Annotated in this window: 9 protein-coding genes; 7 read left to right on the forward strand and 2 right to left on the reverse strand. The window is 66.9% G+C overall.

All coding sequences use genetic code 11. The features are described from left to right. Positions 1 to 24: 24 nt before the first annotated feature. Positions 25 to 945 carry a sugar kinase gene (locus AAY78_RS05550; RefSeq protein ID WP_052748658.1) on the reverse strand — a complete coding sequence of 307 codons (921 nt, stop codon included), beginning with the start codon at positions 943 to 945 and terminating at the stop codon, positions 25 to 27. Between the two features lie 163 nt (positions 946 to 1108). Between AAY78_RS05550 and AAY78_RS05555 the strand changes: the two genes are divergently transcribed. The 6 genes from AAY78_RS05555 (at position 1109) to rpoC (ending at position 14368) form a co-directional block, all read left to right on the forward strand. Next, positions 1109 to 2782 (forward strand): ABC transporter substrate-binding protein, encoded by a 1674-nt coding sequence (locus AAY78_RS05555; RefSeq protein WP_046747343.1) that lies wholly within the window; start codon positions 1109 to 1111, stop codon positions 2780 to 2782. An 86-nt stretch (positions 2783 to 2868) separates the two neighbouring features. Further along, positions 2869 to 3873 carry an ABC transporter permease gene (locus tag AAY78_RS05560; protein ID WP_046747344.1) on the forward strand — a complete coding sequence of 335 codons (1005 nt, stop codon included), beginning with the start codon at positions 2869 to 2871 and terminating at the stop codon, positions 3871 to 3873. A gap of 34 nt (positions 3874 to 3907) precedes the next feature. Continuing rightward, complete coding sequence (locus AAY78_RS05565; RefSeq protein WP_021199008.1) at positions 3908 to 4873, forward strand: ABC transporter permease; 966 nt, start codon at positions 3908 to 3910, stop codon at positions 4871 to 4873. Then, complete coding sequence (locus AAY78_RS05570) at positions 4870 to 6609, forward strand: ABC transporter ATP-binding protein (RefSeq protein ID WP_082108581.1); 1740 nt, start codon at positions 4870 to 4872, stop codon at positions 6607 to 6609. The genes AAY78_RS05565 and AAY78_RS05570 overlap by 4 nt, the downstream gene beginning before the upstream one ends. Before the next feature lie 299 nt (positions 6610 to 6908). Beyond that, the gene (gene rpoB / locus AAY78_RS05575) at positions 6909 to 10412 is read left to right on the forward strand and encodes a DNA-directed RNA polymerase subunit beta (RefSeq protein ID WP_046747345.1); all 3504 of its coding nucleotides are present in this window, start codon (positions 6909 to 6911) and stop codon (positions 10410 to 10412) included. A gap of 80 nt (positions 10413 to 10492) precedes the next feature. Next, on the forward strand, positions 10493 to 14368 hold the full coding sequence (gene rpoC / locus AAY78_RS05580) for a DNA-directed RNA polymerase subunit beta' (protein WP_046747346.1): 3876 nt from the start codon (positions 10493 to 10495) through the stop codon (positions 14366 to 14368). A gap of 177 nt (positions 14369 to 14545) precedes the next feature. On the opposite strand, the gene AAY78_RS05585 is transcribed toward rpoC, so the two are convergent. After that, positions 14546 to 15214, reverse strand: a complete 669-nt coding sequence (locus tag AAY78_RS05585) for a hypothetical protein (RefSeq protein ID WP_231589663.1) — start codon at positions 15212 to 15214, stop codon at positions 14546 to 14548. A 17-nt stretch (positions 15215 to 15231) separates the two neighbouring features. On the opposite strand from AAY78_RS05585, the gene AAY78_RS05590 reads away from it, so the two are divergent. Beyond that, complete coding sequence (locus tag AAY78_RS05590; RefSeq protein WP_046747347.1) at positions 15232 to 16161, forward strand: PfkB family carbohydrate kinase; 930 nt, start codon at positions 15232 to 15234, stop codon at positions 16159 to 16161. Positions 16162 to 16224 lie beyond the last annotated feature (63 nt).

Here is a 16224-nt window from a genome sequence, read left to right on the forward strand (position 1 = left end):
GCGAGAAGGCAGGCTCGAGAAGGCTCAGTCGACGTGGTCGCGGGTGCTGACCAGGGCGCGGGTCGCGATGCGATGTCCGCGCGCGAGGCTCCCCGTCAGCGAGAGGCCGGTGAGGACCCCGGCGAGGAAGCCGGCCGCGAAGGCATCGCCTGCGCCGATGGTCTCCACCACGGGCGCGTCGAGCGCGTCGCTCTCGGCGGTCTCGGTGCCGTCGAACGCCACGGCACCGCTCGCGTCGGTGATGAGCAGATGGCGCGGGTGGGGGAACAGGGCGCGGATCCGCTGCGGCTCGCTCGTGCCGAACACAGCCTCCGCGTCGGGTCGGGTGCAGAACACGATGTCGGCGCGGGATGCGAAGTCCGCGACGATCCTGCGGCCCTCGGCCTCGCGTCCGAGCCAGAGCGCGGGTCGCCAGTTCACATCGAAGCTGAGCAGGCGGCCGGGGCGTCGCTCCGTGAACAGCGCTTCCTGGGCGGCGAGGGCTGAGGCCGACAACGCGGGTGTGATCCCCGAGGTGTGCACGAGCGCCGCATCGCCGAGGAGCGCGGATGCCACCGGCGTCGTGAGCGTCCGGGGCGACAGGGACGCGGCGGCCGACCCGGCACGGTAGTAGTGCATGGTGCCGTCGACGGCACCGTCCTCCCGTGCCGACAGCTCCTTCACGTAAAGCCCGGTGGGTGCGTCGCCGTCGACCTCGACCGCGGAGTCGTCGACGCCGTGGGCGCGCAGCTCAGCGGTGAGGAAGCGCCCGAAGCCGTCGTCACCGACGCGGGAGAGGACCGACGTGCGCACACCTGCCGACGCCAGAGCGATCGCGGTGTTCCACTCCGCCCCGGCGAGGGAACGGTGGAAGGTCCGGCAGTCCTCGAGCGGACCCGCGGTGGCGGCGACGAGGGCGACCATGCCCTCTCCGAAGCAGACGGCGAGCGGAGTGGTGTCTGGCACGATCTGGACACTACCGGATCGATGCCGGTCCCGCCGATATCGGATTGCAACCTGGATGCGTTTGGTATCTGAGGATCTGCTGGGTACCGTCGAGTCATCACCGTCACCGAGGCGAGGAAGCCTCGGGACGCGCAAAGAAGCGCCCGACAGGGAAGGTCACACAATGCACCAATCAGTCAAGCGTCGGCGAGGACTCATCGCCGTAACCGGAGCCACGATCGCGGCGCTCGCGCTCGCCGGCTGCGTCGCCAGTGAGCGTGGCGACGAGGGCTCGGAAGGCTCGGGCGACGTCGACGGGACGTTCGTGTTCGCTGCGTCCTCGGACCCGGCGAGCCTGGACCCCGCCTTCGCGCAGGACGGCGAGAGCTTCCGCGTCTCGCGTCAGATCTTCGAGGGTCTCGTCGGCACCGAGCCCGGCACCGCCGACCCGGCACCGCTGCTCGCCGAGTCATGGGAATCGTCCGAAGACGGGATGTCGCACACCTTCGAGCTGAAGAAGGACGTCACGTTCCAGGACGGCACGCCGTTCAACGCCGAGGCCGTCTGCGTGAACTTCGACCGCTGGTTCAACTGGACCGGTCTCGCGGCTTCCGAAGCCTTCGGGTACTACTACAACAAGCTCTTCAAGGGGTACGCCTCCAACGCGGCCGACGCCGTCTACAAGTCCTGCACGCCCGACGGCGAGAACTCGGTGACGATCGAGCTCAACAAGCCGTTCGCCGGCTTCGTCGCCTCGCTCTCGCTCCCGGCCTTCGCCATGCAGAGCCCCTCGGCGATGCAGGAGTTCGGTGCGGATGAGGTCAGCGGTTCCGCCGAGGCCCCGCAGCTGTCCGAGTACGCCATGGGCCACCCGGTCGGCACCGGCCCCTACGCCTTCGACGAGTGGGCGCCGGGCGAGCAGGTCACGCTCAAGTCCTACGACGGGTACTGGGGCGAGAAGGGGCAGATCGACGAGATCATCTTCCGCACGATCGACGATCCGACCGCACGCCGCCAGGCGCTCGAATCCGGCTCGATCGACGGCTACGACCTCGTCGGACCGGCCGACACCAAGGCTCTCGAGGACGACGGCTTCACCATGGTGTCGCGCCCGCCGTTCACGATCCTGTACCTCGCCTTCAACCAGGCGGTGCCGGAGCTGCAGGACCCGAAGGTGCGTGAGGCGCTCTCGTACGCGGTCGACAAGGACGCGCTGATCAGCCAGGTGCTGCCGGAGGGCACGCAGAAGGCCATCGAGTTCGTCCCCGAGGTCGTCAACGGCTACAACTCCGATGTCACGACCTACGACTACGACCCCGAGAAGGCGAAGTCGCTGCTGGCCGAGGCGGGCTACACCGAGGCGAACCCGCTGAAGCTCACCTTCAACTACCCGGTCAACGTGTCGCGTCCGTACATGCCGGACCCCGAGCAGATCTTCACCGTGCTGTCGTCGCAGCTGTCAGAGGTCGGCGTCGAGACCACCCCGGTCTCGGAGGAGTGGGTCGAATACCTCGACCGCACCACCGGCACCTCGGACCACGGCATCCACCTGCTCGGCTGGACCGGTGACTACAACGACACCGACAACTTCGTCGGCGTCTTCTTCGGTCAGCAGAGCTCCGAGTGGGGCTTCGACAACCCCGAGCTGTTCCAGAAGCTGAACGAGGCGCGCGGCGTCTCGAACCTCGAGGACCAGACGGCGCTGTACGAGGAGATCAACGAGATGGTCGCCCAGTTCATCCCCGGTGTTCCGCTCGCGCACCCGGCGCCGACCCTGGCGTTCGACCCGCGCGTGAAGAGCTACCCCGCCAGCCCGGTGAACGACGAGGTCTTCACGGACATCGTCCTCACCAAGTAGGCCTGACCACTTGATACGTCGTTCCCCGGTCCCACCCCTTCGGCGGGACCGGGGAACGACGTACCTTCTGATCGACGGAGATCTTCGTGCTGCGCACCATCGGCAGGCGACTGCTGTTCCTCATCCCCACCCTGTTCGGGCTCAGCATCCTGCTGTTCGCCTGGGTCAGGGCCCTTCCCGGCGGCCCCGCGGTCGCCCTGCTCGGCGAGAAGGCCACACCCGAGGCCGTCGCCAGAGTCAACGAGCTCTACGGCTTCGACAAGCCGCTCATCGAGCAATACTTCATCTGGATCGGGCGGCTCCTCCAAGGAGACTTCGGAACCTCCATCGAGACCAACCGTCCGGTGACCGAGGAGTTCATGCGGCGCTTCCCCGCGACGCTCGAGCTCAGCGTGATGGCGCTCATCTTCGCGGTCGGCATCGGCATCCCGCTCGGATACTGGGCCGCCCGCCGCCACGGCAAGTTCACCGACCACGCATCCGTGGTGCTGAGCCTGATCGGCATCACCATCCCGGTGTTCTTCCTCGCCTTCATCCTGAAGTACGTCTTCGCGGTGCAGCTGGGCTGGCTGCCGTCGGACGGACGACAGAATCCACGAATAGACGCGACCCATCCCACCGGGTTCTATGTGTGGGACGGCATCATCACCGGAGAGTTCGATGCCGCATGGGATGCGATCCTGCACCTGATCCTCCCGGCGCTCGCGCTGGGTACGATCCCGCTCGCGATCATCGTCCGCATCACCAGGGCCAGTGTCCTGGAGGTGCAGAACGCGGACTACGTGCGCACCGGTCGGGCCAAGGGCGTCGGTGCGCCGACGCTGCGCAACCGCTTCATCCTGCGCAACGCCATGCTCCCGGTGATCACCACGATCGGCCTGCAGACCGGGCTGCTGATATCCGGGGCGGTGCTCACCGAGACGGTGTTCGCCTTCCCGGGCATCGGCTCGTTCCTGGCGAGGGCGATCTTCACCAGGGACTTCCCGGTCCTCCAGGGGTTCATCATCTTCATCGCGATCGCGTACGCGCTGATCAACCTGGCGGTCGACGTCTCCTACAGCTTCATCGACCCGAGAGTGAGGGTCCAATGATGTCCCGCTCCATCGTCCGAAAGGAGGCGGTCGCATGACCATCGCACTCCCGCCCGCCCAAGGTCCCTCGGCGGAGAGCGGCGGCAGCATCGACACCGTCGCCATCGCCCAGGCCGACCTGAAGAACGGCTCCGGCGGCTTCTGGCGGGATGTGTTCCGCCGCCTCCGCCGCAATCCGACGGCATGGATCGGCGCGGCCATCGTGGTGGCGTTCCTGCTCATCGCCGCTCTCGCACCTCTGATCGCTCCCTACCCGGAGACGGCGCTGCCCGGCGCGAAGTACATCACGCCGACCTACATCCCGGGGCCGGGGGAGCTGCCGCAGTTCCCGCTGGGCCTCGACCGCTTCGGCGGCGACGTGCTGTCCAAGCTCATCTGGGGTGCGCAGGCGTCGCTCATGATCGGTGTCATCTCCACCGCGATGGGCCTGGTCGGCGGCATGATCCTCGGGTTGCTCGCCGGCACGTTCGGCGGATGGGTGGACACGCTCATCATGCGCATCGTCGACATCATCCTGTCGGTGCCGAACCTGCTGTTGGCCGTCTCGATCGCCGCGATCCTCGGGCAGACCCCGTTCGCGATCATGATCGCGATCGGGGCCTCGCAGGTGCCGATCTTCGCGAGGCTGCTGCGCGCATCCATGTTGCAGCAGCGCTCCAGCGACTATGTGCTCTCGGCGCAGACGCTCGGTCTCGGCCGCGGCAAGATCACCATGTCGCACGTGCTGCCCAACGCCATCGGGCCCGTGATCGTGCAGGGGACCCTGACGCTCGCCACCGCCGTGATCGATGCGGCGGCACTGTCGTTCCTCGGCCTCGGCGGAGGCCGCCCGGAGACGGCCGAGTGGGGGCGCATGCTCACCTACGCACAGGCCGAGCTCGCCATCGCGCCCTGGCTCGCCTTCCTGCCCGGCATCTGCATCGCCGTCACGGCGCTCGGCTTCACCCTGCTGGGTGAGGCGCTGCGCGAAGCGATGGACCCGCGAACGAGGGCGCGATGAACGTGCGCGACGACGGCGCCGTGAGCGCCGCGAAGGAGATGCAGATGTCGACCGAGCCGTTGCTGTCGGTGCAGGGACTGGCCGTGGACTTCGCCACCATGGACGGCGTCGTGCACGCCGTCGAGGGCGTCGACCTCGAGATCCGCCCCGGCGAGACCGTCGCGATCGTGGGGGAGTCCGGCTCGGGCAAGTCCACCACCGCGATGGCCATCATCGGGCTGCTCGCCGGTGGAGGCAGGATCGCCGCCGGCAGCATCCGCCTCGACGGGAAGGAGATATCCCGCGCGCCGGAGCACGAGCTGCGCACGATCCGCGGTCGGGACATCGGCCTCGTGCCGCAGGACCCGATGTCGAACCTGAACCCGGTGGCGAAGATCGGCACACAGGTGGCCGAGACGCTGCTCGCGCACGGCCTCGCCACGCGGCAGAACGTGCAGGCGAAGGTGGTCGAGGCGCTGACCGCCGCCGGGCTCCCCGATCCGGAGCGGCGGGCGAAGCAGTACCCGCACGAGTTCTCCGGCGGCATGCGCCAGCGGGCGCTCATCGCGATCGGTCTGGCCTGCAAGCCGCGCCTGCTGATCGCCGACGAGCCCACCAGTGCCCTCGACGTCACGGTGCAGCAGACGATCCTCGATCAGATCGGGCAGATGACGCGCGAGCTGGGAACGGCCGTGCTGCTCATCACCCACGACCTGGGACTCGCCGCCGAGCGCGCGGAACGGGTGATCGTGATGCACCGCGGCAAGGTCGTGGAGCAGGGCGACGCCCGGCAGATCCTGGAGGATCCGCAGCATCCGTACACGCAGTCGCTCGTGAAGGCGGCACCCTCGGTGGCGGCGGCCCGTCTGCGGCCGGAGGCGTTCCGGGTGCAGGAGCCGGTGGACTCGGCGACGGACGCTTCGACAGGATCAGCGACCCCCGGGGTTCCCGGCTCCCAGGGCTCGTCGAAGGGCAACATCGTCGAGATCGAGAACCTCACCAAGGTCTACCCGGTACGCGGCCGCGGGGAGGACTTCGTCGCGGTCGACGACGTGTCGCTGGTGATCCCGCGCGGGGAGACGGTCGCGATCGTGGGGGAGTCCGGTTCGGGCAAGACCACGACCGCGCGGATGCTGCTCAAGGTGATCGAGCCCACGAGCGGGCTGATCCGCTACGGGGGCAAGGACATCGCGTCGCTGAGCCGGGCGGAGACGAAGGACTTCCGCCAGCGGGTGCAGCCCATCTTCCAGGACCCGTACTCGAGCCTGAACCCGATGTTCACGATCGAGCGGCTGATCGCCGAACCGTTGGAGTTCTACAAGCGGGGGAGCACTGCGGATCGTCGCAAGCGCGTGCGGCAACTGCTCGACGACGTGGCGCTGCCGCAGTCCATGCTGCGTCGCTACCCGTCCGAGCTCTCAGGCGGTCAGCGGCAGCGCATCGCGATCGCCCGTGCGCTCGCGCTCTCGCCCGATCTGATCGTGTGCGACGAGCCCGTGTCGGCGCTCGACGTGCTCGTGCAGGATCAGATCCTGAAGCTGCTCGGCGACCTGCAGAGCGAGTACGGCCTGAGCTACCTGTTCATCTCGCACGACCTCGCGGTGGTGCGCCTGATCAGCGACTACGTGTGCGTCATGAAGGACGGGAAGCTGGTGGAGGCCGCGACCTCGGAGGAGATCTTCACGAACCCGCGCGACCCCTACACGAGGCGTCTGCTGGCGTCGATCCCGGGCAACGAGCTGAACATCGCCTCCTGAGGCCCCGTTCGCCGACACCCATCCCGCCCGCCGAGACCCATCGCCGCAGACGTCTGCGGCGATGGGTCTCGGCGCTGACGGTGGGTGTGGACGACTCCGGCGGGGTGCCAATACCGCAGGTTCGAAGATTGGTCAAGGATTGCGCTTGCCATGTCGCAGAATCGTGCGTATAGTTGGTAGTTGCGCTCGCTTCTCCCTGCCCTCATATGGTGGTCGGCATCTGTTGAGTTCCCGGGCGCACACTCCACCTGACGACAAAGGAATCGAGAAGCCCTGCGGGGCTCACGGAGGTTATTCCCTTGGCTGCTGCTCGCAACGCATCCACATCCACCACCACCAAGAACGGACGCGGAGCTTCCCGTCTTTCGTTCGCCAAGATCTCCGACACGCTGACGGTCCCTGACCTTCTCGCCCTGCAGACCGAGTCCTTCGGTTGGCTGGTCGGCAACGACGCCTGGAAGGCGCGCGTGGCCGAGGCCAAGGCCGCCGGTCGTACCGACGTGAACGAGAACAGCGGCCTCGGCGAGATCTTCGAGGAGATCTCTCCGATCGAGGACCTCGGCGAGACGATGCAGCTGTCGTTCACGAACCCGTACCTCGAGCCGGAGAAGTACTCGATCGAGGAGTGCAAGGAGCGTGGCAAGACCTACGCCGCTCCGCTGTACGTCGAGGCCGAGTTCATGAACCACCTCACGGGTGAGATCAAGACCCAGACGGTCTTCATGGGCGACTTCCCGCTCCAGACCGACAAGGGCACGTTCATCATCAACGGCTCCGAGCGCGTCGTCGTCTCGCAGCTCGTGCGCTCGCCGGGTGTCTACTTCGACAAGACCCCCGACAAGACGAGTGACAAGGACATCGTCTCGGCGCGCGTCATCCCGAGCCGTGGTGCATGGCTCGAGTTCGAGATCGACAAGCGCGACCAGGTCGGCGTGCGCGTCGACCGCAAGCGCAAGCAGTCCGTCACGGTCTTCCTCAAGGCGCTGGGCATGACCAGCGAGGAGATCCTGGCCGAGTTCGCCGGCTACACCTCGATCGAGGAGACGCTCGCGAAGGACACGATCGTCACGAAGGAAGATGCTCTCCGCGACATCTACCGCAAGCTCCGTCCGGGCGAGCAGGTCGCAGCCGAGGCCGCGCGTGCGCTTCTCGACAACTTCTACTTCAACCCGAAGCGCTACGACCTCGCCAAGGTCGGTCGCTACAAGATCAACCACAAGCTGGGCCTCGACCAGCCGCTGACCTCGTCGGTGCTCACCGTCGAGGACATCGTGGCCACGATCAAGTACCTCGTGCGTCTGCACGCCGGCACCGAGGAGACCTTCACCGGTATCCGCGGCGGCAAGAAGGCCGAGATCCGTCTCGCGACCGACGACATCGACAACTTCGGCAACCGTCGCATCCGCGCGGTCGGCGAGCTCATCCAGAACCAGGTCCGCACGGGTCTGTCCCGCATGGAGCGCGTCGTCCGCGAGCGCATGACCACGCAGGACATCGAGGCCATCACGCCGCAGACCCTGATCAACGTGCGCCCCGTCGTCGCCGCGATCAAGGAGTTCTTCGGAACCTCGCAGCTGTCGCAGTTCATGGACCAGAACAACCCGCTCGCGGGTCTGACGAACAAGCGTCGTCTCTCCGCGCTCGGCCCCGGTGGTCTCTCGCGTGACCGCGCCGGTGTCGAGGTCCGTGACGTCCACCCGTCGCACTACGGCCGCATGTGCCCGATCGAGACTCCTGAAGGCCCGAACATCGGTCTGATCGGTGCGCTCGCGACCTTCGCGCGCATCAACTCGTTCGGCTTCATCGAGACCCCGTACCGCAAGGTCGTCGACGGTGTCGTCACCGAGCAGATCGACTACCTGACGGCTTCCGAAGAGGTCGACTTCAACATCGCGCAGGCCAACGCCCCGCTCGATGCCAAGGGTCGCTTCGTCGAGAGCCACGTCCTGGCACGCCCGAAGGGCGGCAGCGGCGAGGTCGACATGTTCCTCCCCGAGGACATCGGCTACATCGACGTCTCGCCGCGTCAGATGGTGTCCGTCGCGACCTCGCTCGTCCCCTTCCTCGAGCACGACGATGCACAGCGCGCCCTCATGGGTGCCAACATGCAGCGTCAGGCCGTGCCGCTGCTGCGCAGCGACTCGCCGCTCGTCGGAACCGGTATGGAGGGCTACACGGCCATCGACGCCGGTGACGTGATCACTGCCGAGAAGGCCGGTGTCGTCTCCGAGGTCTCCGCGGACCGCGTCGTGGTCATGCTCGACGAGGGCGGAACGCAGGAGTACCACCTGCGCAAGTTCGACCGCTCGAACCAGGGCACGTCCTACAACCAGAAGGTCGTCGTCAACGCCGGTGAGCGCGTCGAGGTCGGAGAGGTCATCGCCGATGGCCCCGCCACCGAGAACGGCGAGCTGGCCCTCGGGAAGAACCTCCTCGTCGCGTTCATGACGTGGGAGGGCTACAACTTCGAGGACGCGATCATCCTGAGCCAGGACCTGGTGAAGGACGACACCCTCTCCTCGATCCACATCGAGGAGTACGAGGTCGACGCCCGCGACACCAAGCTCGGCAAGGAGGAGATCACCCGTGACCTCCCCAACGTCAGCCCGGAGCTGCTGAAGGACCTCGACGAGCGCGGCATCATCCGCATCGGTGCCGAGGTCCGCCCCGGCGACATCCTCGTCGGCAAGGTCACGCCGAAGGGTGAGACCGAGCTGTCGGCCGAGGAGCGTCTGCTCCGCGCGATCTTCAACGAGAAGAGCCGCGAGGTCCGCGACACGTCCCTGAAGGTGCCTCACGGCGAGCAGGGCACGATCATCGCGGTCAAGGAGTTCAACGCCGAGGACGGCGACGACGAGCTCGGCTCCGGCGTCAACCGCCGCGTCGTGGTCTACATCGCCCAGAAGCGCAAGATCACCGAGGGTGACAAGCTCGCCGGCCGTCACGGCAACAAGGGTGTCATCGCGAAGATCCTCCCGATCGAGGACATGCCGTTCATGGCGGACGGCACCCCGGTCGACATCGTCCTGAACCCGCTCGGCATCCCGGGTCGAATGAACTTCGGCCAGGTGCTCGAGACCCACCTCGGGTGGATCGCGAAGCAGGGCTGGAAGGTCGAGGGCACACCGGAGTGGGCAGCTCGTCTGCCGGAGCAGGCTTTCGAGGCCGCTCCCGGCACGAAGGTCGCGACCCCGGTGTTCGACGGTGCGAGCGAGGAGGAGATCGCAGGTCTCCTCGACGCGACCATCCCGACCCGCGACGGTGTCCGTCTGATCGACTCCACCGGAAAGGCCCAGATGTTCGACGGCCGCTCCGGCGAGCCGTTCCCGGCCCCGATCTCGGTCGGCTACATGTACATCCTGAAGCTGCACCACCTGGTCGACGACAAGATCCACGCACGTTCCACGGGTCCCTACTCGATGATCACCCAGCAGCCGCTCGGTGGTAAGGCGCAGTTCGGTGGACAGCGCTTCGGTGAGATGGAGGTGTGGGCCCTCGAGGCCTACGGCGCCGCGTACGCGCTCCAGGAGCTCCTCACGATCAAGTCCGACGACATCCTCGGCCGCGTCAAGGTGTACGAGGCGATCGTCAAGGGCGAGAACATCCAGGAGCCGGGCATCCCCGAGTCCTTCAAGGTGCTCATGAAGGAGATGCAGTCGCTCTGCCTGAACGTCGAGGTCCTCTCGGCCGACGGCACGCTGGTCAACCTCCGCGACACCGACGATGAGGCGTTCCGCGCCGCAGAGGAACTCGGTATCAACATCTCCAGCCGCTTCGAGGCCGCCTCGATCGACGAGATCTAATCCTTCGGAGGGCCCGGGACCCACGTCTCGGGCCCACCGAAGCAGACTTCTCAAAAAGAATTTCCGACACAGGAGAACTAGTGCTCGAGTCCACAACTTTCGATGAGCTTCGCATCGGCCTGGCGACCGCAGACCACATCCGCGCGTGGTCCTACGGCGAGGTCAAGAAGCCCGAAACCATCAACTACCGCACCCTCAAGCCGGAGAAGGACGGTCTCTTCGGAGAGCAGATCTTCGGCCCGTCCCGCGACTGGGAGTGCGCCTGCGGCAAGTACAAGCGCGTCCGCTTCAAGGGCATCGTCTGCGAGCGCTGCGGCGTGGAGGTCACCAAGAGCTCCGTCCGTCGTGAGCGCATGGGTCACATCGAGCTCGCCGCTCCCGTCACCCACATCTGGTACTTCAAGGGCGTGCCCTCGCGCCTGGGCTACCTGCTCGACATGGCACCGAAGGACCTCGAGAAGGTCATCTACTTCGCCGCCTACATGGTCATCTCGGTCGATGAGGAAGCTCGTCACCGCGACCTGGGCACGCAGGAGAACAACATCCGTCTCGAGCTGAAGACGCTCGGCGACCGCCGCGACGCCAAGATCGCGGAGCGCCTGGCCAAGCTGGAGGAGGAGCTCGCTGCTCTCGAGGCGGAGGGTGCCAAGGCCGACGCCAAGAAGAAGGTCAAGGACGCCGCCGAGAAGGAGATGTCGCTCATCCGCAAGGGTGCCGACGAGGCGATCCTGAAGCTGGAGCGCGTGTGGGAGGACTTCCGCACGCTCGAGGTCGGCGCACTCCGTCCGGAGGACGACGTCTTCCACGAGCTGCAGGACCGCTTCGGTCAGTACTTCGAGGCCTACATGGGTGCCGAGTCGATCCAGCGTCGTCTCGCGGCGTTCGACCTCGAGGCCGAGGCGGAGAACCTGCGTCTGCAGATCTCCGAGGGCAAGGGCCAGCGCAAGATCCGTGCGATCAAGCGCCTGAAGGTCGTCAGCTCGTTCCTCGAGACCGGGATGAGCCCGGCGTCGATGGTCCTGGACGTCGTCCCGGTCATCCCGCCGGAGCTGCGCCCGATGGTCCAGCTCGACGGTGGCCGCTTCGCGACCTCCGACCTGAACGACCTGTACCGCCGCGTGATCAACCGCAACAACCGTCTTCGTCGTCTGATCGACCTCGGTGCCCCCGAGATCATCGTCAACAACGAGAAGCGCATGCTGCAGGAGGCCGTGGACGCACTGTTCGACAACGGTCGCCGTGGTCGCCCCGTCACCGGTACCGGCAACCGTGCCCTGAAGTCGCTCAGCGACATGCTGAAGGGTAAGCAGGGTCGTTTCCGTCAGAACCTGCTCGGAAAGCGTGTCGACTACTCCGGCCGTTCGGTCATCATCGTCGGCCCGCAGCTCAAGCTGCACCAGTGCGGTCTGCCCAAGCAGATGGCTCTGGAGCTCTTCAAGCCGTTCGTCATCAAGCGTCTGATCGACCTCGGTCACTCGCAGAACATCAAGGCCGCCAAGCGTGCCGTCGAGCGCACCCGTCCCGAGGTCTGGGACGTGCTCGAAGAGATCATCCGCGAGCGTCCGGTGCTGCTCAACCGTGCACCCACCCTGCACCGTCTGGGCATCCAGGCGTTCGAGCCCCAGCTCGTCGAGGGCAAGGCCATCCAGCTGCACCCGCTCGTCTGCGCGGCGTTCAACGCCGACTTCGACGGTGACCAGATGGCTGTCCACCTGCCCCTGTCGGTCGAGGCTCAGGCCGAGGCCCGCGTGCTGATGCTCGCGTCGAACAACATCCTGAAGCCGTCGGACGGCCGCCCGGTCACCCTGCCTTCGCAGGACATGATCATCGGTCTGCACCACCTGACCACGGTCAAGGAAGGCGCGACCGGCGAGGGCCGTGCATTCGGTTCGGTGGGCGAGGCGATCCTGGCCAAGGACGAGGGCTCCCTCGACCTGCAGGCGAAGATCCGCATCCGTATCCCCGGCCTGACGTTCCTCGAGGGCGAAGCTCCCGAGGGCTACGAGCGTCACGGTCTCGTCGACGCCTCGCTGGGTCAGGCGATCTTCAACGACACGCTGCCGAAGGGCTACCCGTTCGTCCGCGAGCAGGCTGACAAGAACAAGCTGTCGCAGATCGTCAACAAGCTGGCCGAGGAGTACCCCAAGGTCGAGACGGCTGCGTCGCTGGACCGCATCAAGGACGCCGGCTTCTACTGGGCAACGCGCTCCGGTGTGACCGTCGCCCTGAGCGACATCCTCACGCCGCCGAACAAGGCGGAGATCGTCGCGGGCTACGAGAAGCAGGCCGCGAAGGTCCAGTCGCAGTACGAGAAGGGTCTGACGACCGACTCTGAGCGTCGCCAGGAGCTCATCAAGATCTGGACCGAGGCCACCGACGAGGTTCAGGCCGCCATGAAGGCGAACTTCCCCGAGGACAACACCATCAACCGCATGGTGTCGTCGGGTGCTCGTGGTAACTGGCTGCAGATCCGGAACATCGCCGGTATGCGTGGTCTGGTGAACAACCCCAAGGGTGAGATCATCCCGCGTCCGATCATCTCCTCGTACCGCGAGGGTCTGTCGGTGGCGGAGTACTTCATCGCGACGCACGGTACCCGTAAGGGTCTCGCCGACACCGCTCTGCGTACCGCCGACTCGGGTTACCTGACCCGTCGTCTGGTGGACGTCTCGCAGGACGTCATCATCCGCGAAGAGGACTGCGGCACGTCGAAGGGCCTCGAGCTCCCGATCGCCGCTCCGAACTCGCAGGGTGAGCTGGTGCGCGACGCGAACGTCGAGAACTCGGTGTTCGCCCGTACGCTGGCCTCGGCCGTGATCGACAGCAAGGGCGAGGTTCTCGCCGAAGCCGGTGAGGACGTCGGTGACGTGCTGATCGACAAGCTCGTCGCTCTGGGTGTCGAGACCATCAAGGTGCGCTCGGTCCTGACCTGCGACTCCGCCGTCGGTGTGTGTGCACAGTGCTACGGCCGTTCGCTCGCGACCGGAAAGACCGTCGACATCGGCGAGGCCGTCGGCATCATCGCGGCCCAGTCGATCGGTGAGCCCGGTACCCAGCTGACGATGCGTACCTTCCACACGGGTGGTTCGGCATCGGCGGATGACATCACGCAGGGTCTGCCCCGCGTGCAGGAGCTCTTCGAGGCGCGTACCCCCAAGGGCGCGTCGCCGATCGCCGAGGCCGACGGCCGCATCGCGATCGACGAGACCGACAAGGGCAAGAAGGTCATCCTCACGCCCGACAGCGGCGACGAGCCCGTCATCTACCCGGTGCTGAAGCGTGCCACGCTTCTCGTCGAGGACGGGCAGCACGTCACGGTCGGTCAGCCGATCCTGGTGGGCACGCTCGACCCCAAGGAGATCATGCGCGTCATGGGTGCTCGCGAGGTGCAGCGTTACCTCGTCGGCGGCGTCCAGGGCGTGTACCGCTCGCAGGGTGTGCCGATCCACGACAAGCACATCGAGGTCATCGTCCGTCAGATGCTCCGCAAGGTCACCGTCGTCGATCACGCCGACACGACCCTGCTCCCGGGTGAGATGGTCGACCTCAAGCGCTACCAGTCGATCAACCGCGAGGCTGTGGCAGAGGGCAAGCGCCCCGCGTCCGGCCGTCCGGAGCTGATGGGTATCACGAAGGCGTCGCTCGCGACCGAGTCGTGGCTGTCGGCCGCCTCCTTCCAGGAGACGACCCGCGTGCTCACCGAGGCTGCGATGCAGGGCAAGCGCGACCCGCTGGTCGGTCTCAAGGAGAACGTCATCATCGGTAAGCTCATCCCCGCCGGAACCGGTCTCTCTAAGTACCGCGACGTCACGGTCGAGGCCACAGAGGAAGCCAAGAGCGAGCGCTACCCGAACCGGATCTTCGCATCCGACGGTGCGTACGCCGATGGTGACTTCGGCTACGTCGACTTCGACGCGTTCTCGACGGACGACATCACCCCCGGCACCTACAACTGATTGAGGCGAGAGCCGGCGAGCTTGCTCGTCCGGCCGAGCCGATTGAGGTTGTCGAGCGACGAAGTCGCGACACAACTGAGTGCTGAGTGACGAAGAAGGCCCCAGGGTTCGCCCTGGGGCCTTCTCCGTGCCCGGGTTTCACGCCGTGCCGTCGACGGGGCTCCGGGCGCGGCGGGGTCAGTCGAAGATGTGCTCGATGATGCTCGAGGTGTAACCGGTCGGCGCCAGGTTCGAGTAGCGGGTGTCGATCATGACGTCGTCACGCCAGAACAGGGTGCGGCCGTCCGTCACGGGATACTGCTCGTTGGGCCAGGTCTTCTCGCATCGGGTGCCGCCGTCCGGCGTGAAGCAGGAGAAGCCCTCGTTGTCGGCGAGTGCATTGAGCATGTCGAGCGCGGGACCGCGGTTCATCCGCGAGATGGTGGTCGTGAGCCTCGTGGTGTCTGCGCGCGGGTCGGCCCAATTGCAGGTGAGGGCGCCGTCCGCACCCACGCCCGAGGGTCCGAAGGCGGCGTCGTTGAGCGGGATGTCTCCGAGCTCGGCGAGTACGGACTCCGACAGGATCGCGCGGCAGTCGGTCGGGAGCGTGACGGGCTTGGCGGTGGGCGCGGGGGAGGGCGTTCCGGGCCCCTCCGTGCTGGTCGAGTCCGGGCTGGGCGCGTCGCTCGCTACAGGGGGCGCTGAGGCCCCTCCTCCGGCGTCGGCCTGCGGAGTGCACGCCGTGAGGGCGACGAGGAGTGAGAGGGCCACGGCGATGCCGGCGAGGCGGGCGTTCATGGCCACACCGTACTGTCCTCCGGCGTCGGGACGCGAGAGGATCGCGGTGTTGTCAGGGCGTCCCGACACCGCGATAGTGTCAGCGGGTGAGCAACGAGACTTCTGCTGCCGGTTCCGTGGTCGTGATCGGCGATGCCCTGATCGATGAGATCCGTGATGATGCGGGGGTGCGCGAGCTCGTCGGCGGCGCTGCGCTGAACGTGGCCGTCGGCCTTCGTCGGCTGGGGGTCGACACCACGCTGATCGCGATGGTCGGTGACGATGAAGCGGGCGCCCACATCCGCGAGTACCTCGGGGATCACGGGGTGCGTCTGATCGCGAGCGAGGCCCCGCACGGCTCCTCTCGTGCCGTCGTACAGCGCGCGTCGAACGGCGAGCCGCAGTACGTGTTCAACGAGGCGGCGCAGAAGCGCAGCATCCGATACTCCGACGAGGCGCGTCAGGCGATCTCCGACGCCGCGCTCGTCGCCATCAGCTGCTTCCCCTTCGATGTGCCGGCAGAGGTCGATGCCCTGGTCGAGGCTCTGGGCGATGCGAGGATCGCCGTCGACCCGAACCCGCGCACCGGGATGCTCAGCGATCGCGAGGAGTTCGTCCGCGGGTTCGAGCGGCTGGCCACGTCGGCCGCCGTCGTCAAGGTCGGCGCGGATGATGCGGCGATCCTCTACGACGGGGACCTGGATGCCCTGCGGGCGCGCCTTCGAGGCCTCGGAGCCGCTGCCGTACTGGCGACCGCGGGAGCGGAAGGCGCCACGATCGATGCGGACGCCGGTGTCGTCTCCGCGCCCATCGCCCAGCTTCCCGGTGCGGTGATCGACACCGTCGGGGCAGGGGACGCGACACTCGCGGCGGTCTCCGAGGGCCTGGTCTCGGCGTCGCGGTCCGACCTGGCGCAGTGGCGCGCGCTCCTGCTGCGAGCCATGGACATCGCCGCTGCGACCTGCCGCGCAGAGGGCGGCCTGCTGCGGACTCCGGAGTCTCTGGCCGACTCGGGGCGGGGCGTGAACGGCAGCTGACGTTTCGATTTCTTGCACCCGCCTCGGACAGGTATGCTTGTCTCTCGTGCCCCCGGTTGGCTG

Source organism: Microbacterium sp. Ag1 (assembly GCF_001005635.1).
GTDB classification, from domain to species: Bacteria; Actinomycetota; Actinomycetes; order Actinomycetales; family Microbacteriaceae; genus Microbacterium; species Microbacterium oxydans.